This is a genomic window from Enterobacter cloacae complex sp. IR5403 (assembly GCF_049238705.1).
In the GTDB taxonomy this organism is placed as follows: Bacteria; Pseudomonadota; Gammaproteobacteria; order Enterobacterales; family Enterobacteriaceae; genus Enterobacter; species Enterobacter hormaechei_C.
Genome location: NZ_JBMKHP010000017.1, coordinates 13,822 through 30,338 on the forward strand (window position 1 = coordinate 13,822; position 16,517 = coordinate 30,338).

The window sequence follows — 16,517 nt, forward strand, 5'->3', positions numbered from 1 at the left end:
GTCGTTGCACTATTTTAGTGCAGTATAGCGTTTTAGAGATAAAAAGCGCGTGAGATCAGGTTGTTGGTGGTGAAAAAAGCCCATCCGAAGATGGGCTAAAGTTTCCACGGCAACTACTCCCGACGCGTATGCGCCGGGTAAAACAAATCAATTAAACGCTGTAGTACAGTTCGAACTCAACCGGGTGCGGCGTCATGCGAACGCGGTCGTTTTCTTCGGTACGCAGCGCGATGTAAGCGTCGATCGCTTCATCGGTGAACACGCCGCCAGCGGTCAGGAACTCACGGTCTGCGTCCAGCGCTTGCAGGGCTTCTTCCAGAGAGCCGGCAACCTGTGGGATCTCTTTCGCTTCTTCTGGCGGCAGGTCGTACAGGTTTTTGTCCATGGCTTCGCCCGGGTGGATCTTGTTCTTGATACCGTCCAGACCGGCCATCAGCAGTGCTGCGAAGCACAGGTATGGGTTAGCCGCCGGGTCCGGGAAGCGCACTTCGATACGACGCGCTTTCGGAGACGCCACCACCGGGATACGGATAGAAGCAGAACGGTTACGGGCAGAGTACGCCAGCATTACCGGTGCTTCGTAGCCTGGAACCAGACGCTTGTAGGAGTTGGTGGTCGGGTTCGCCAGGGCGTTGATCGCTTTAGCGTGCTTGATAACACCGCCGATGTAGTGCAGCGCCTGCTCAGACAGACCTGCGTATTTGTCGCCAGAGAACAGGTTGGTGCCGTTCTTGGACAGGGACATGTGGCAGTGCATACCGGAACCGTTGTCGCCGAACATGGGTTTTGGCATGAAGGTCGCGGTTTTACCGAAACGGTGCGCAACGTTGTGCACAACGTATTTGTAGATCTGAATCTCATCCGCTTTCTTAGTCATGGTGTTGAAGCGGGTTGCGATTTCGTTCTGGCCAGCCGTTGCCACTTCGTGGTGGTGCGCTTCAACAACCAGGCCCATCTCTTCCATGATCAGACACATGGTAGAACGGATGTCCTGTGAAGAATCGACCGGAGGAACCGGGAAGTAACCGCCTTTCACGCCCGGACGGTGACCTTTGTTACCACCTTCGTATTTGGTGGAAGAGTTCCATGCGCCTTCGATGTCATCGATAGCGACGTGGGAACCAGAAATGGAAGCGCCAAAACGGATGTCGTCGAACAGGAAGAACTCTGGCTCTGGCCCGAACAGAACGGTGTCTGCGATGCCGGTAGAGCGCAGGTACTCTTCAGCGCGTTTTGCGATGGAGCGTGGGTCACGGTCATAGCCTTGCAGCGTGCCAGGTTCCAGGATATCGCAGCGGATGATCAGCGTAGGTTCTTCGTAGAACGGGTCAATGAGCGCAGTGGTTGCATCTGGCATCAGAACCATGTCGGATTCGTTAATGCCTTTCCAGCCGCCAATGGAGGAGCCGTCAAACATTTTGCCTTCTTCAAAGAATTCGGCGTTCACCTGATGAGCAGGGATCGTGACGTGCTGTTCTTTACCTTTGGTATCGGTGAAGCGCAGATCAACAAACTTCACTTCATGTTCGTTCAGCATCGTCAAAACGTGTTCAGCGGACATACTTAACTCTCCAGATTGGTCATTGTCGTCGTGGTAACGAGGTCTTCAAATCGGCTGGGCTGCCATATTTTTACTGTATTTCTGTAAAGCGAAATCTGTGCCAACTTTTAAAACACCCCAAAAAGGCGTTATCATGCGCACCATAGTGCAGAAGGGCTGCACCACATTGGATTTGTTGCACCATTATAGTGCTTCTGTGTGAACATCGAGCACCATATTGGTGCAATTTACGTTAAAGTGCCCTTTTACCGCTCCGTGAAAGCGATCACAAAGCATCTCTGCAATACTTGTTTGCGGGGGATGTTTGTGATCCTGTTTTGTAGTGCGATTAATCCGTGTACAATAACGCGCTATTTCTAAATGCCTGAGGCAAAGTTGTGATCGAAAAATTGCGTAATATCGCCATCATCGCGCACGTCGACCATGGTAAAACTACCCTGGTTGATAAGCTGCTACAGCAGTCCGGTACGTTTGATGCTCGTGCCGAAACTCAAGAGCGTGTGATGGACTCCAACGATTTGGAGAAAGAGCGTGGGATTACCATCCTCGCCAAAAACACCGCTATCAAATGGAATGACTACCGTATCAACATCGTTGATACCCCAGGGCACGCCGACTTCGGTGGTGAAGTTGAGCGCGTGATGTCCATGGTGGATTCCGTGCTGCTGGTGGTTGACGCATTTGATGGCCCTATGCCGCAAACGCGCTTCGTGACCAAAAAAGCATTTGCCCACGGCCTGAAACCTATCGTTGTGATCAACAAGGTTGACCGTCCTGGCGCGCGTCCTGACTGGGTTGTTGACCAGGTCTTCGACCTGTTCGTTAACCTCGACGCGACCGACGAACAGCTGGACTTCCCTATCGTTTATGCGTCTGCGCTGAACGGTATCGCCGGTCTGGATCACGAAGACATGGCGGAAGACATGACTCCGCTGTACCAGACGATTGTTGACCGCGTTCCTGCGCCAAACGTTGACCTGGAAGGCACCCTGCAAATGCAGATCTCCCAGCTCGACTACAACAACTATGTTGGCGTAATCGGCATTGGTCGTATCAAGCGCGGTAAAGTGAAGCCTAACCAGCAGGTCACTATCATCGATAGCGAAGGCAAAACCCGTAACGGTAAAGTCGGTAAAGTTCTGACTCACCTGGGTCTTGAGCGTATCGAGAGCGACATCGCTGAAGCGGGCGACATCATCGCCATCACCGGTCTGGGTGAACTGAACATCTCCGACACCATCTGCGATCCGCAGAACGTCGAAGCGTTGCCAGCCCTGTCCGTTGATGAACCAACCGTATCCATGTTCTTCAACGTCAACACCTCTCCGTTCTGTGGTAAAGAGGGTAAGTTTGTTACCTCTCGTCAGATCCTTGACCGCCTGAACAAAGAGCTGGTGCACAACGTTGCGCTGCGCGTTGAAGAAACCGAAGACGCTGATGCATTCCGCGTTTCGGGTCGTGGTGAGCTGCACCTGTCTGTTCTGATTGAGAACATGCGTCGTGAAGGTTTCGAGATGGCGGTTTCCCGTCCGAAAGTTATCTTCCGCGAAATCGATGGCCGTAAACAAGAGCCATTCGAAAACGTAACGCTGGATGTTGAAGAGCAGCACCAGGGTTCTGTGATGCAGGCACTGGGTGAGCGTAAAGGCGACCTGAAAAACATGAATCCAGATGGCAAAGGCCGCGTACGTCTCGACTACGTGATCCCAAGTCGTGGCCTGATCGGCTTCCGTTCTGAGTTCATGACCATGACTTCCGGTACTGGTCTGCTGTACTCCACCTTCAGCCACTACGACGACGTTCGTCCGGGCGAAGTGGGCCAGCGTAACAACGGTGTGCTGATCTCCAACGGTCAGGGTAAAGCGGTTGCGTTTGCGCTGTTCGGTTTGCAGGATCGCGGTAAGCTGTTCCTGGGCCACGGCGCTGAAGTTTACGAAGGCCAGATCATCGGTATTCACAGCCGTTCTAACGACCTGACGGTAAACTGCCTGACCGGTAAGAAACTGACCAACATGCGTGCGTCCGGTACTGACGAAGCAACGGTTCTGGTTCCACCGATCAAGATGACCCTGGAGCAGGCTCTGGAATTCATCGATGATGACGAACTGGTCGAAGTGACGCCTCAGTCAATTCGTATCCGTAAACGTCACCTGACCGAGAACGATCGTAAACGTGCTATGCGCGGTGCGAAAGAAGACTAATTCGGTTATGCCGTAGTCCGGGTAAGCGCAAGCGCCACCCGGCAACGAAAAAGCCGCTGAGCGATCAGCGGCTTTTTTATTAGAACGAATACCGCAACCCTAACCGGATCCGGTACTGCTCGCGGTTGTAATCATTCCATCGGTCCAGCCACTGTAGCTCAAGATACGGCAGCCAGTTTCTGTCGATTTTATAGCTAAACTTGTTGGTAATTTCCCAGTGATGATCTTTACCATTTTTGCTGTGGTAATCATTCACCCGCTGAAAAAAGTGCGGTTCAAAGGTGTAGAAAAACGCATCCGTCACTTTGAAATTCCAGTAGTTGGCGAATTCATGCGTGTCGTTCTTATCCATCTGCCCGTTATAGTCCGGCGTATCGTAATTGTTATGGTTATAGCGATAGCGGAACGTCAGATTAAACCAGTCCGTAAATTTGTAATTGGTATCTAAATAAACCGCGCCACCTGATCCTGCGCTGCTGTCATTAATTAAGCCGCCGGGCTGGAAGGTCAGTTTGTCGGTCGGTTTGAAGAGCGGATACCACCCCTCGATTTCGTTATAGCTGTGCTTCAGTTCGTCCCATTTCCCCACGTTATAAGCATTGGTGAACATCAGTCCCGCGCCCATATCGAAGTTATAGCCCGCACGCAGGATCACTTCGTGCAGCTCAGAGGCGGTGTTGTAGGCTTCGCGCGTTTCGACATAGGCCCCGGCAAAAACCGGGCAGGACACAGACGACACGATCAGTACAGTAATGATTCTTTTCATAATTTGTCCATGTATCAGGTACAGAAAGGCCTCCCTCTTGATAAACAGGAAGGACATAGTGGCCGGATTTATTGTTATAAAGTGACTGCTGACGCTTTATTGTTGGTGGTTATCTCAGGGGTATTTGCTGTCTGTTTTTTCCGTTTTCCAATCTCCTCGATAATAAAGGCGAAGCGCGCTTCGTTGAGTTTATAAAACAGCCCCATGGTCACGGCGGCAACGATCGCCAGGCCGCACGGCCAGAGGAAAATAAGCTGACGCAACCCAAGCAGCGTGCCCGCGCTCTGCACGGCATGGGGAACGTAGCCAATCTGGGTCAGCATGATGCCGGGCAGAAAACCGGCCAGCGCCGCGGAGATTTTGCGCGAGAAGGTATAGCCGGTATACACCGACCCTTCGGCGCGGATCCCGGTTTTCCACTCGCCGTAATCAACCGTATCCGGCACCAGCGCCCAGTTCAGGCTGTTCACAAACGCGGTGCCGAAAAAGGCCATGCAGGAAAAGAGCACGAACAGCAGGGAACTGGTCCCCCAGACGAAGTTCAGTACGTCGCTCACCGCCCACAGCGTCAGCCCGCCCAGATAGACCGGCTTCTTGCCAAAGCGCTTCACCGCGCCAGGCACCAGAAACACGCCAATCAGAATGCAGCCCATGCTGAAAAAGCCCATCCACGACAGGAGATGCAGATCGTTCAGCACGTACTGGGTGTAATAGACCTGAATCGCCAGCTTGATGTTAAACGCGGCGAGGGTACACAGGTTGGCGATGCACAGCACCAGCAGCGGCGGGTTACGGAAAATCGCGCAGAACGATTTCAGAATGCCGGGCTTATGGTGATCGGGTGTGAGCTCCACGTAGCGTTCTTTCACCCCGCTGTAGCACCACCACATGCAGAACAGACCACCGGTGACGAACACCAGCGCGGCTACCAGATAGCCGAGGGAGGGCTGGTGGACGAACAGCGCCTGAATGGGCATAAAGCCGACGGTGCAGAGTAACAGCCCCACCGTTGCGCCGCCCTGACGCCAGGCCGCCAACTGCGCGCGCTCGTTCGGGTTTTTGGTGATGGCCGGGACCATCGCACCGTAGGCGCAGTTCATCAGGCTATAGCAGAGGCCGAACATCATGAAGAGCACGGTGGCGAGGGCCGTTTTCACCGTCAGGCTAAAGTCGTTGGCCATAAACTGCGCCGTGGCCACCAGCGCCACCGGAACGGAGGCGTAGAGAATGAATGGCCGGAATTTCCCCCGCGCGCCGATGTTACGCCGGGAGTCCAGCAGCACCCCGGTCAGCATGTCGGTAAACGCGGTGAAAAACTTCGCGACGAGGAAAATAATGCCGCCATAGAACGCCGGCATGCCCAGTTCATCGGTGTAAAACTTCAGCAGGTACAGCGTGCCAATACACAGCATCAGATTCGAGCCAAAATCGCCCATTCCGTAGGCGCACTTCTCTCGCAGGCTCAATTTCAGGGTTAACGGATCAGTATTATGTGTCATGGTCGATCCTCAAAGCGCCCCGCAAGGCGCTCAATCACGTCATTTATGCCGTACGTTTGCGCAGTTCGATCTCTTCCACGATGCGCACATACATCTTCTCGTTAAGGTTGTAGAAGCAGCCCATCGCCACGATAGTGATGACCGCCAGCAGGCTCGGATAGATAAATATCAGCTGCCGCAGCCCTTCAACCGTGCCGGCGGATTGCACCACGTTGGGCACATAGCCGATCTGCGTGAGCATGATCCCCGGGAAGAAGCCCGCCAGCGCCTGCGATACCTTACGGAAGAAGGTAAAGCCGGTATAGACCGTCCCCTCGGAGCGTACGCCGGTGCGCCACTCGCCGTACTCCACGGTATCGGAGACCAGCGCCCAGTTCAGGCTGTTCACGAACGCGGAGCCGAAGAACGCCAGGCAGGAGAACGCCACGAAGCTCACCGAGCCGCCGCCGAAGAAGTAGTTAAGCAGATCGCCCGCCACCCAAATCATCAGCCCGCTGATGTAGACCTTTTTCTTACCGAAGCGGCGCACCGCGCCGGGCATCATAAAGACGCCGATAAAAATACAGCCCATGCTGAAGAAGCCCATATACGACAGCAGGATCGGGTCGTTCAGCACGTACTGCGTGTAGTAGACCTGAATGGCGAGTTTGACGTTAAAGGCGCCCAGCGTGCACAGGTTAGCGATGCACAGGATAAACAGCGGACGGTTCCCGGCGATGGCGCGAAACGACTGCAACAGCCCCGGTTTCTGCGCCGGGTTAACAGGCTGCGTCTCGACGTAACGCTCGGTTACGCCTTTATAGCACCACCACATAAAGAACAACCCGAACAGCGAGAAGAGGGTAGCGGCAAAGATGTAGCCTAGCTGATCGTTGCCCTCAATCAGGTTCATTACCGGGACAAAACCGACGGTACAGAGCAGCAGACCCAGCGTGGCGCCGCCCTGGCGCCAGGCGGCCAGCGAAGCACGCTCGTCCGGGTTTTTGGTAATAGCGGGCACCATCGCGCCGTAGGAGCAGTTCATCATGCTGAAGAACAGGCCGTACAGCATGAACAGCACCGTCGCCATCACCGTTTTACCGGTGATTTCAAACGGTGTGCCGACGAAGTTGGCAATCGCCAGCAACGTTACCGGGAAGGCTGCATACAGCACGAACGGGCGGAATTTCCCTTTCGGGCCGATCTTGCGCCGGGAATCGAGCATGATCCCGGTGCCCATATCGGTGAAGGCGGTAAAAAACTTCGCAATCAGGAAGATAATCCCGCCGTAGGTGCCAGGCAGCCCCAGCACGTCGGTGTAGAACTTCAGCAGATACAGCGTGCCGATATCAAGCAGGATGTTAGAGCCGAGATCGCCCATCCCGTAGGCGAGTTTTTCTTTAAACGGCAGGCGCAGGGTTGCCGGATCAGAAGTATGTTGACTCATTATTGTTCTCCGTCTGCCCGCAGGTTTCCCTGCGGGCGAGCCTTATCAGATATGACGTAAGGTGCTAAACAGATCTGCCCATTCGCTTTGCTGGCGATAGAAGACCGGCGGTTTGCCGAGCGGGGCATCAACGGTGATGTCACCGCCCTGGCAGGTTTCTCCGGTCCACGCATTGACCCAGGTGTCCTGCGGCAGATAGAGCGACCAGTCGCGGCGTCCCTCTTCATGGACCGGCGCCACCAGCAGATCGCGGCCAAACAGGTACTGGTATTTCAGCGTGTAGGCGCGCGCGTCGTCCTCATAGTGCAGGAACAGCGGACGCATCACCGGCAGGCCGCTTTTCGCGTTCTGCGCAACCGCAGCTTTGATATACGGCTTCAGGGTGGTGAAGACGGTGGTCATGCGCGCGAAGTGGGCGATAGTTTCCGCGTCGCCGTCGAACTGCCAGTTGTCGCCAGGGCGGTTGCCCTCGTGGGTACGCATCATCGGCGTAAAGGCGCTGAAGTCGCACCAGCGCAGCAGCAGCTCTTTGCTGCGCTTCATCTCGAAGAGGGTCGTATAGCCGCCAATGTCGCTGTGGTGCAGCCCGTGCCCGGTCATCGCCAGCGACAGCGCCGCCGGTACGACGGACGCCAGACCATCGTCCAGGCTCCAGTCGACGTTCTGATCCCCCGCCCACATCATCACCGAGTGCTTCTGGCTGCCGGTGTAGCCCGCGCGCATGAAGAACAGGATCTCCCCGAGCTTGCCGGTCTCCTCCAGCGCTTCGTAGTTACATTTCGCCCACAGGGCAGGCCAGGCGTTATGCATGATCTCCGCGCTCACGCCGTTGTGCAGGAAGGTATCGGTCGGCAGATATTCCCCGAAATCGGCCATCCAGCCGCCGCAGCCCAGTTCGATCAGGTTCTTTTTGATCACCTCTTTGTACCAGCTGTAGGCTTCCGGGTTGGTCAGGTCGATAACGCCCGCGTAGAACTCGCCGAACTCAACGTGGTAATCCTTGCCGTCGGCATCTTTGGTCAGATAGCCGCGCTTCGACGCCTCTTCGCAGAGATCTTTATCGCTGGCGACGTACGGGTTGATGTAGGAGAGGAACTGCACGCCTTCTTCTTTCCACTGTGCAATCCGCTCATCAAGCTGCGGATAGAGCGCGCTGTTCCACTTCCAGTTCCACATTACGCGTTTGCCAAAGGAGGTCATGCGGATGCCGGACCAGTCCTGCGCCCAGATGCCGTTCACCTTCACGCCGCCCTTGCGCATGGCGTCGAGCTTCTGCTGACACACCTCGGTGCCGCCCTGAATACCCAGCGTCACGCCATCGTAAACCCAGTCCGGCAGTTCAGGCTGACGCCCCAGCAGGCCGGTCAGTTTTTCCAGCAGATCGACGTAGGTTTCTGCGCATTCGAAGCGCAGCGTGGCGTTATCTTCCCAGAACGCCAGTTCGTGGAAGTCCGGCGCGCTGAAGTCAAAGTTCATGTAGCAGCTGTTATCCACGTGGCAGTAATACTTCTGGGTGCTCACGAAGGTAGGCTGCGGGAAGAAGGTCCAGTAGTAATCGCCGCCCGCGTTCTCTTTGCAGTCGGCCTGCCAGGTGACGTAGGTCTGCTTATTGCGGCCCACGCCCTGCTCGCTGGTCCACAGCGGGAACGGCTTGCCGCGCAAATCGAAATACGAGAACTGCTCGCCGCAGCCGTAGATATGATCGTCAGGCTGAGCTGCCAGCCGCAGCCAGATGCGGTTATGGCTGGCGGCGTCATTTTTCAGCTTCAGCTCCAGACGGCCCTCACCATCCACGCCCACCAGCAGCGTGGCGCTCACCGCGTCGCCGCGGGTAAAGCGGATTGCCCAGCCCGCGCTTTGCTGCGTAACGGTCGCGTTCGTCAGGGCAATCTTTTCGTTGAGCTTGTCTTTGATGCTGAAGTTGCCACGAAACATCTCGATATCCGCCTCACCTGCGCCGATCCACAGGCAAGGGGCATCCGCAGAGTGGGATAAAATCAGACGGTCCTGCCAGCGCAGGGTGAAACCACTTTCGTTATTTTTCAGGTCAATATTGTGTAGGGTACGCATAAAAACTCCGTCTTTATTATTTGGCCAGGCTATCCAGTAATCCGGCGGCGACGGCAGGGGCTAAGCCCGGCGCCAGCGGCAGGCGGGGGATCACCAGGCAGTGCAGCAGATGGTAAATATCCTGCTTGCCGTCCCAGACTTTGGTGGTCACTTCGTTATTGGTGTCCAGCTCCTGCCACCATGAACCGTTTTCGTAATCCATCAGGTACTTGATGCAGTAATCCCACCATTTCTGATACCAGGCTTCGTACTGCGCCTCACCAGTGACGGTGTATAGCGCGTAAGCCGTGCCCATCGCCTCGACGATTGGCCAGCGCACGCGTTCGCGCACGATAGGCTTGCCGTCCCAGCCCACGGAATAGACAAAGCCGTCAGCCCCGTCGGGTGCCCAGGCGTCGCGGATGGTGGCGTGAAACAGGCCTTTCGCATCTTCCAGCAACCATTCCGGCGGGGTTTCAAAGCGGGCTTCCAGCGCGGCACGCAGGTGCAGCATCAGGCGGCCCCACTCGATCCAGTGCCCCGGCGTGCCGCCGTAAGCGCGGAAGCGGTGGGCGGGGTTATCGATGTTGTAATCGCGGATCGGGTTCCAGTTGGTGTCGAAATGCTCGTTAACGCGGTACTCCCCTTTGCGCGCCACGTCGTGAATAATCACCGAGGCGATACGCAGGGCGCGGTCGAGCCATTTACGGTCGTGGGTCACGTCATAGACGATGAGGAAGGCTTCCACGGCGTGCATATTGGCGTTACCGCCGCGGTAATCTTCCGTCTTGCTGAAGGCTTCGTCCCAGGACTCCAGGCACATCTGCTCCTGTTCGCTCCAGAAGTAGCGCTCAATCACTTCGATGGCGTCGTCCAGCAGCTTGCGCGCCTCGGGGTGGCCGGTGGTGACGGCGCTCGCCGCGCCCAGCAGGACGAAGAAATGCTGATAGCCCTGTTTGGACGCATCAATCACGCCTTCATCGTTTACGCAGGCGTACCAGCCGCCGTGCTGTTTGTCGCGCAGCGGACCGTTCAGGGCATTAATGCCGTGCTCAACCAGGGCGTACGCGCCGGGACGTCCCATGTTCGCCGCCACCGCGTAAACGTGCAGCATGCGGGCGGTGATCCACAGATGGGTGCCCATATCGCTGCGCACCTGCCCGTTATTGCCCAGCCAGCCAAAGCCGGTCGGTACGGCGGCTTTTTTACCGAAATTGAGAATGCGGTCGGTCTCTTGTTCGAGCCAGCGGTTATGGCTCAGGGTGTTAAACCATTTCATGTTCGGGTCCTTTCTTAACGGCGAGCCATCATTTCGTCGACGATCTCACCCAGACGCTGAAGTTTTGGTACTGAAATATCACGCAGCATCAGCTCGGTGTCCGGCAGGCCAATCACCGATGACCAGACGGCGCGACCGGCTAAAAAGCCTGATGCCCCCGCCTGCATAGCGACGCTAACGGCACGCGGGAATAACTTATCGTCCACGCCGGAGGAGAGGATTACCCACGGCATGGCGATGTTCTCGTTCAGCTTCTGCGAGGCCGTCAGCAGTTCCTGCTGTGTGCCCTTGCCAAACAGCGGCATTTCCACTTTGTAGAGGTCGGCGCCGCTGTCGCCCAGCTCTTTGGCCGCATCGATAATCGCCTGTTCGCGGTTAAATTCGGCTCCGCGACGCGGCGGACGCACCACTGGCTCGATAATGCTCAGCAGACCATTGTCGTGGCACAGCGTATTGAACGCCTTCACCATCTCCAGGCGCTGCTGTGGATCTTCATCGCTGCGCCACAGCACCAGCAGCTTCAGCGCCTTACCGCCATCGCGTTTGACCGCCTGCGCGTCGACGTTCTTGTCGATCACCACGCTGTCGACCGGAATGCCGTTCCCCGGAATAAACTCGTCGGCGGCGACAATCATTGCGCAGCTTTTGGCCACGACCTGCTGCTCGACAATCTGGCGGTAGCAGAACTGCTGGTCGACGAGGATCGCAGAGGCGTACGGCGACAGAATTTTCGCCGCATTGACTTTAAAATCCGTCAGGTGCTGGTCGGTTACCGGCACCGGCGCGCCTGCGGCAGCAAACATCAGGCGCATCGCTTCGCGCTGATCCACGGCCAGCATCGCAAAACCGCCGGAAGGTCGGGTGATATCTTTCAGGGTGTACATCGTCATTCCTCAGTCCTTTCGTATCAGTGTGATTTTTTCAGCCCGGCAGATGCGCGAACCTGTTCAAGAATGGCCGTCCAGTCTTCGCGCCCGCGCCCGGCGGCGCGTGCCTGGTTGTATACTTCGCGGGACGCCGCGCCCAGCGGCATCGGAACGTGGAGCTGGTTGGCCACGTCCAGGGCGATCCCCAGATCTTTATGCGCAAGGTCGATCATGAAGGCGGGTGAAAGATCCCCTTTCAGCACCTTGTTCGGCCAGGATGTCGTGAAGTGGCCTTTACCCGCCGGTGTGCCGCTCATCACCTTGAGCGCCACGTCAAAGGAGAGGCCAAGCGCTTCGCACAGTACGGCGGCCTCGGCGGAAAGGGCGTTCAGGGCGATGCTCATGTAGTTATTGATGAGCTTCACGCGGATGCCCATGCCCGGCCCGCCAGCGTTAATCAGTTCATTGCCCATCGCCATTAAGACGGGGGTGGCGCGCTCAACCTGCTGCGCCGTACCGCCCGCCAGCAGGAGCAGCGTACCGGCGATGGCATGATCAGAGGTGCGTCCGACGGGCACGTCCATCAGGCTGAAGCCTTGCTCAGCCATGTCGCGGATCAGCGCGTCGGTTTGCAGCGGGTGAATGGTGGACATATCAATCACCAGCGCGTCGCGGGATAACCCTTCGCACACGCCGTGCTCGCCGAACAGCACGCTGCGCACCAGGTCGCCGTTTGGCAGCATAGTGATCACGAATTCGGCATCCGTTGCTGCCTGTGCGGGCGTAGCCGCCGCCCGGGCGCCGCTCTCTACCAGCGCCTGAACCGCCTGCGGGTTCACATCAAAAACGTTAAGCTGGTGGCCCTGTTTCAACAGATTCTTCGCCATGGGCGCGCCCATCTGTCCTAAGCCGATAAATGCGATTGCTGACATGCCTCTCTCCTGTCACATCGTGTCAATTTTTGCGCGTTTGTGGTGTCTGTTTTTGATCGTATTTGTAATTTATAGTCAAAAAATTGACACGGGTCACTTTTTAAACATTTGGTGAAATTAAAATGAAGGCATCAGAAATCGCAGAAGGAATCACCATGACTCGCATCGTTTGTGTCGGCATTACCGTGCTGGATCGCATCTGGTATCTCGATGATTTACCGAAAGAAGGTGGGAAATATGTCGCAAAAGATTATACGGAAGTGGGCGGCGGACCGGCGGCAACGGCGGCAGTGGCAGCCGCGAAACTGGATGCGGAAGTGGATTTTATTGGCCGGGTGGGGGACGACGATACCGGCAGACGGCTGCTCGCGGAGCTGGAATCCCTGGGGGTGAACACACGCTATACGCGCGTGTTTAAGGGGGCTCGTTCGTCACAGTCGGCGGTGCTGGTGGACGGCAGCGGGGAGCGTGTTATAGCGAACTATCCCAGCCCCGATCTCCCTGCGTCGGCAGACTGGCTGCAAGAAATCGACTTCTCTCAGTGGGACATTGTCTTAGCCGACGTGCGCTGGCATGACGGGGCAAAACAGGCATTCACCCTGGCCCGTCAGCAGGGTGTTCCGACGTTGCTGGATGCGGATGTCACCCCGCAGGATATCGCGGAGCTGATCGCCTTAAGCGACCACGCGGCCTTCTCCGCGCCGGGACTGCGGCGGTTAACGCAGCGGGATGAAACCGAAGATGCGCTGAAGAAAGCACAAACGCTCACAAATGGACATGTGTATGTCACTCAAGGGCGAGACGGCTGTTTCTGGCTGGAAAACGGCGCGCTATGTCATCAGCCTGGTTTTGAAGTGAACGTCATTGATACCACCGGGGCGGGAGACGTATTCCACGGTGCGCTGGCGGTCAGCCTGGGGCAGAAATTGCCCGCCGCAGACGCCGTGCGTTTTGCCAGCGCCGTCGCAGCACTGAAATGCACAAAGCCCGGCGGGCGCGCGGGTATACCCGACTGTGATCAAACCCGCTCTTTTTTGTCACTTTTTGTATAAAATGCGGGGCGTGATGGTTTTCAGAGGACAGCCCATGAGCCTTACCGAACTGACCGGCAACCCGCGTCACGATCAGCTGCTGACGCTGATTGCCGATCGCGGCTATATGAACATTGATGAACTGGCGCAGCTGCTGGATGTGTCGACGCAAACCGTGCGCCGGGATATCCGTAAGCTCAGCGAGCAGGGGCTGATCACCCGTCATCACGGCGGCGCGGGCAGGGCATCCAGCGTGGTCAACACGGCGTTTGAACAGCGTGAAGTCTCGCTTACCGAAGAGAAACGGGCGATTGCCGAAGCCATTGCGGACTATATTCCCGACGGTTCGACTATCTTTATCACTATCGGGACGACCGTGGAGCACGTTGCCCGGGCACTGCTTAACCATAATCATCTGCGCATCATCACCAACAGCCTGCGGGTGGCGCACATTCTTTATAAGAACCCGCGCTTTGAGGTGATGGTGCCTGGCGGTACGCTGCGCCCGCATAACGGCGGCATTATCGGTCCTGCGGCAACGGCGTTTGTGTCGGGCTTCCGGGCGGACTACCTCGTGACCAGCGTGGGGGCGATTGAACACGACGGTGCGATGATGGAATTTGACGTTAACGAAGCCAGTGTGGTGAAAACCATGATTGCCCACTCCCGCCACATTTTACTGGCGGCCGATCATACGAAATACCACGCCTCCGCGGCGGTTGAAATCGGCAACGTGGCGCAGGCGACGGCGCTGTTCACCGATGAGCTGCCCGGCCCGGCGCTGCAAAATCACCTCAAATCCAGCAAGGTTGAGGTTGTCGAAGTCAATTCCGGAGAAGAGCAGCAGGCTGGCTGATCCTCTTATGGCCCGATATTGCGATTCGGGCCTTTCCTTTCTCTAAGCTGAATCTGGCGCATAGCTAAAGTTTCTCTTTCCCGCTACAGTTACTTTTCCACGGCGAAAGGAGATAAACATGCTTTATATCTTTGACTTAGGAAATGTAATCGTCGATATCGATTTTAACCGGGTGCTGGGTGCATGGAGCGATTTTAGCCGTGTTCCGCTGGCGACGTTAAAGCAGAATTTCGCGATGGGTGAGACTTTCCATCTGCACGAGCGCGGTGAGATCAGCGATGAAGCGTTCGCAGAGCGTTTCTGTCAGGAAATGGGTCTCTCGTTAAGCTACGAGCAGTTTTCCCACGGCTGGCAGGCGGTTTTTGTCGCGATCCGCCCCGAAGTGATCGACATCATGCACAAGCTGCGCGAGCAGGGGCATCGCGTCGTCGTACTGTCGAATACCAACCGCCTGCATACCACCTTCTGGCCGGATGAATACCCGGAAATCCACGCAGCGGCAGATAAAGTGTATCTCTCCCAGGAGATGGGGATGCGTAAACCTGAGGCGCGCATCTATCAGGCGGTATTGCAGGAAGAAGGATTCACGGCGGCGGATGCGGTCTTTTTTGACGACAACGCCGATAATATAGAAGGGGCTAATCAGTTAGGTATCACCTCCATTCTGGTGACCGGAAAAGAGACGATACCGAACTACTTTGCGAAGCAGTTATGCTAAAAACCGTGCATCAAAAAGCCAATCACCACACGCGCCCGCTGAGGGCGTGGCTGAAACTCCTCTGGCATCGCATTGACGAGGACAACATGACCACGCTGGCGGGCAATCTCGCTTACGTGTCGTTGCTCTCGCTGGTGCCGCTGGTGGCGGTGATTTTTGCGCTTTTTTCGGCGTTTCCGATGTTTGCCGATGTGAGCATGCAGCTTCGCCATTTTGTTTTCGCGAACTTTATTCCGGCCACCGGCGATGTGATCCAGAACTACATTGAACAGTTTGTCGCAAACTCCAGCAAGATGACGGCGGTGGGGGCGTGTGGGCTTATTGTTACCGCGCTGCTGCTGATGTACTCCATCGACAGTGCGCTCAACACCATCTGGCGGAGCAAAAAAGTCCGCCCGAAGGTTTACTCCTTTGCCGTCTACTGGATGATTTTAACCCTTGGCCCATTGCTGGCGGGGGCAAGCCTGGCGATCAGTTCCTACCTTCTTTCGCTGCGCTGGGCGACAGACTTAAACAGCGTGATCGATAACGTGCTGCGTATCTTCCCGCTGATTTTATCGTGGCTTTCGTTCTGGCTGCTCTACAGCGTGGTGCCAACCACGCGCGTACCCAACCGGGATGCCGTGGTGGGTGCGCTGGTCGCGGCGTTGCTCTTTGAGCTGGGCAAGAAAGGATTCGCGCTTTATATCACCATGTTCCCCTCTTATCAGCTGATTTATGGCGTGCTGGCGGTGATCCCCATTTTGTTTGTCTGGGTCTACTGGACGTGGTGTATCGTCTTGCTTGGCGCCGAAATAACTGTCACTCTCGGGGTCTACCGCGAACTCAAAAAAGCAGCAGAAGCTGAAAAACAACAAGAAGCAGACCAACCATGATTGCATTGATTCAGCGCGTAACCCGTGCCAGCGTCACCGTGGCGGATGAGGTGACGGGTGAAATTGGCCCAGGACTTTTGGTGCTCCTGGGTGTCGAAAAGGATGACGACGAACAAAAAGCCAACCGCTTATGTGAGCGCGTGCTGGGCTATCGCATTTTCAGCGATGCGGAAGGCAAGATGAACCTGAACGTTCAGCAGGCGGGCGGCAGCGTGCTGGTGGTTTCCCAGTTTACGCTGGCTGCGGATACCGAACGCGGCATGCGGCCGAGTTTTTCGAAGGGCGCGGCACCGGATCGCGCAGAAGCCCTTTACGAGTACTTTGTTGAGCGTTGTCGCCAACAGGACATGAATACACAATCCGGACGATTCGCTGCGGATATGCAGGTTTCGCTGGTGAACGATGGCCCCGTCACATTCTGGCTCCAGGTATGAGCCAACTGGCGGCATGGCCGCGGG

General features: G+C 56.4%; 14 protein-coding genes. 6 read left to right on the forward strand and 8 right to left on the reverse strand.

Annotated features, from left to right (window positions below; translation table 11 throughout):
- Window positions 1–151: 151 nt before the first annotated feature.
- Window positions 152–1,561 (reverse strand): glutamate--ammonia ligase, encoded by a 1,410-nt coding sequence (glnA, locus tag ACOTW6_RS18680; protein ID WP_003861925.1) that lies wholly within the window; start codon window positions 1,559–1,561, stop codon window positions 152–154.
- Window positions 1,562–1,938: 377 nt separating this feature from the next.
- Between glnA and typA the strand changes: the two genes are divergently transcribed.
- Window positions 1,939–3,762 carry a ribosome-dependent GTPase TypA gene (typA, locus tag ACOTW6_RS18685; RefSeq protein ID WP_003861927.1) on the forward strand — a complete coding sequence of 608 codons (1,824 nt, stop codon included), beginning with the start codon at window positions 1,939–1,941 and terminating at the stop codon, window positions 3,760–3,762.
- Window positions 3,763–3,841: 79 nt separating this feature from the next.
- Here the strand turns inward: typA and ompL are convergent, their stop codons facing one another.
- The 7 genes from ompL to yihU all read right to left on the reverse strand — a co-directional run bounded on the left by ompL (window position 3,842) and on the right by yihU (window position 12,579).
- On the reverse strand, window positions 3,842–4,528 hold the full coding sequence (gene ompL / locus ACOTW6_RS18690) for a porin OmpL (RefSeq protein ID WP_003861929.1): 687 nt from the start codon (window positions 4,526–4,528) through the stop codon (window positions 3,842–3,844).
- Between the two features lie 74 nt (window positions 4,529–4,602).
- Window positions 4,603–6,027 (reverse strand): MFS transporter, encoded by a 1,425-nt coding sequence (locus ACOTW6_RS18695; RefSeq protein WP_121479432.1) that lies wholly within the window; start codon window positions 6,025–6,027, stop codon window positions 4,603–4,605.
- A 43-nt stretch (window positions 6,028–6,070) separates the two neighbouring features.
- Window positions 6,071–7,453: an MFS transporter gene (locus ACOTW6_RS18700; RefSeq protein WP_121479431.1), complete on the reverse strand. Its 1,383-nt coding sequence runs from the start codon at window positions 7,451–7,453 to the stop codon at window positions 6,071–6,073.
- A gap of 45 nt (window positions 7,454–7,498) precedes the next feature.
- A complete protein-coding gene (locus ACOTW6_RS18705; RefSeq protein WP_121479430.1) occupies window positions 7,499–9,523 on the reverse strand; it encodes an alpha-glucosidase in 2,025 nt (674 codons plus the stop codon).
- Window positions 9,524–9,539: 16 nt separating this feature from the next.
- Window positions 9,540–10,781 carry a sulfoquinovose isomerase gene (yihS, locus tag ACOTW6_RS18710; RefSeq protein ID WP_213789400.1) on the reverse strand — a complete coding sequence of 414 codons (1,242 nt, stop codon included), beginning with the start codon at window positions 10,779–10,781 and terminating at the stop codon, window positions 9,540–9,542.
- Window positions 10,782–10,795: 14 nt separating this feature from the next.
- Window positions 10,796–11,671 (reverse strand): sulfofructosephosphate aldolase, encoded by an 876-nt coding sequence (gene yihT, locus ACOTW6_RS18715; RefSeq protein WP_213789399.1) that lies wholly within the window; start codon window positions 11,669–11,671, stop codon window positions 10,796–10,798.
- 17 nt (window positions 11,672–11,688) lie between these two features.
- Window positions 11,689–12,579, reverse strand: a complete 891-nt coding sequence (yihU, locus tag ACOTW6_RS18720) for a sulfolactaldehyde 3-reductase (RefSeq protein WP_023323900.1) — start codon at window positions 12,577–12,579, stop codon at window positions 11,689–11,691.
- Between the two features lie 155 nt (window positions 12,580–12,734).
- Here yihU and ACOTW6_RS18725 point away from each other — a divergent pair, with 155 nt between their 5' ends.
- From ACOTW6_RS18725 to dtd, 5 genes are all read left to right on the forward strand, one after another.
- Window positions 12,735–13,631 (forward strand): sugar kinase, encoded by an 897-nt coding sequence (locus ACOTW6_RS18725; protein WP_213789398.1) that lies wholly within the window; start codon window positions 12,735–12,737, stop codon window positions 13,629–13,631.
- Window positions 13,632–13,665: 34 nt separating this feature from the next.
- On the forward strand, window positions 13,666–14,466 hold the full coding sequence (locus tag ACOTW6_RS18730; protein ID WP_003861944.1) for a DeoR/GlpR family DNA-binding transcription regulator: 801 nt from the start codon (window positions 13,666–13,668) through the stop codon (window positions 14,464–14,466).
- Between the two features lie 118 nt (window positions 14,467–14,584).
- Window positions 14,585–15,184: a glucose-1-phosphatase gene (gene yihX / locus ACOTW6_RS18735; RefSeq protein WP_032649898.1), complete on the forward strand. Its 600-nt coding sequence runs from the start codon at window positions 14,585–14,587 to the stop codon at window positions 15,182–15,184.
- Window positions 15,178–16,059: a virulence factor BrkB family protein gene (locus ACOTW6_RS18740; protein WP_003861949.1), complete on the forward strand. Its 882-nt coding sequence runs from the start codon at window positions 15,178–15,180 to the stop codon at window positions 16,057–16,059. Before yihX ends, ACOTW6_RS18740 begins: the two co-directional genes overlap by 7 nt.
- The gene (dtd, locus tag ACOTW6_RS18745; RefSeq protein WP_213789397.1) at window positions 16,056–16,493 is read left to right on the forward strand and encodes a D-aminoacyl-tRNA deacylase; all 438 of its coding nucleotides are present in this window, start codon (window positions 16,056–16,058) and stop codon (window positions 16,491–16,493) included. Before ACOTW6_RS18740 ends, dtd begins: the two co-directional genes overlap by 4 nt.
- Window positions 16,494–16,517: the final 24 nt, after the last annotated feature.

What these genes read in the sequence shown, in the direction of transcription:
- glnA (WP_003861925.1), bottom strand. Translation starts at nt 1,561, where the DNA reads ATGTCCGCTGAACACGTTTTGACGATGCTGAACGAACATGAAGTGAAG.
- ompL (WP_003861929.1), bottom strand. Translation starts at nt 4,528, where the DNA reads ATGAAAAGAATCATTACTGTACTGATCGTGTCGTCTGTGTCCTGCCCG.
- ACOTW6_RS18695 (WP_121479432.1), bottom strand. Translation starts at nt 6,027, where the DNA reads ATGACACATAATACTGATCCGTTAACCCTGAAATTGAGCCTGCGAGAG.
- ACOTW6_RS18700 (WP_121479431.1), bottom strand. Translation starts at nt 7,453, where the DNA reads ATGAGTCAACATACTTCTGATCCGGCAACCCTGCGCCTGCCGTTTAAA.
- ACOTW6_RS18705 (WP_121479430.1), bottom strand. Translation starts at nt 9,523, where the DNA reads ATGCGTACCCTACACAATATTGACCTGAAAAATAACGAAAGTGGTTTC.
- yihS (WP_213789400.1), bottom strand. Translation starts at nt 10,781, where the DNA reads ATGAAATGGTTTAACACCCTGAGCCATAACCGCTGGCTCGAACAAGAG.
- yihT (WP_213789399.1), bottom strand. Translation starts at nt 11,671, where the DNA reads ATGACGATGTACACCCTGAAAGATATCACCCGACCTTCCGGCGGTTTT.
- yihU (WP_023323900.1), bottom strand. Translation starts at nt 12,579, where the DNA reads ATGTCAGCAATCGCATTTATCGGCTTAGGACAGATGGGCGCGCCCATG.
- ACOTW6_RS18725 (WP_213789398.1), top strand. Translation starts at nt 12,735, where the DNA reads ATGACTCGCATCGTTTGTGTCGGCATTACCGTGCTGGATCGCATCTGG.
- ACOTW6_RS18730 (WP_003861944.1), top strand. Translation starts at nt 13,666, where the DNA reads ATGAGCCTTACCGAACTGACCGGCAACCCGCGTCACGATCAGCTGCTG.
- yihX (WP_032649898.1), top strand. Translation starts at nt 14,585, where the DNA reads ATGCTTTATATCTTTGACTTAGGAAATGTAATCGTCGATATCGATTTT.
- ACOTW6_RS18740 (WP_003861949.1), top strand. Translation starts at nt 15,178, where the DNA reads ATGCTAAAAACCGTGCATCAAAAAGCCAATCACCACACGCGCCCGCTG.
- dtd (WP_213789397.1), top strand. Translation starts at nt 16,056, where the DNA reads ATGATTGCATTGATTCAGCGCGTAACCCGTGCCAGCGTCACCGTGGCG.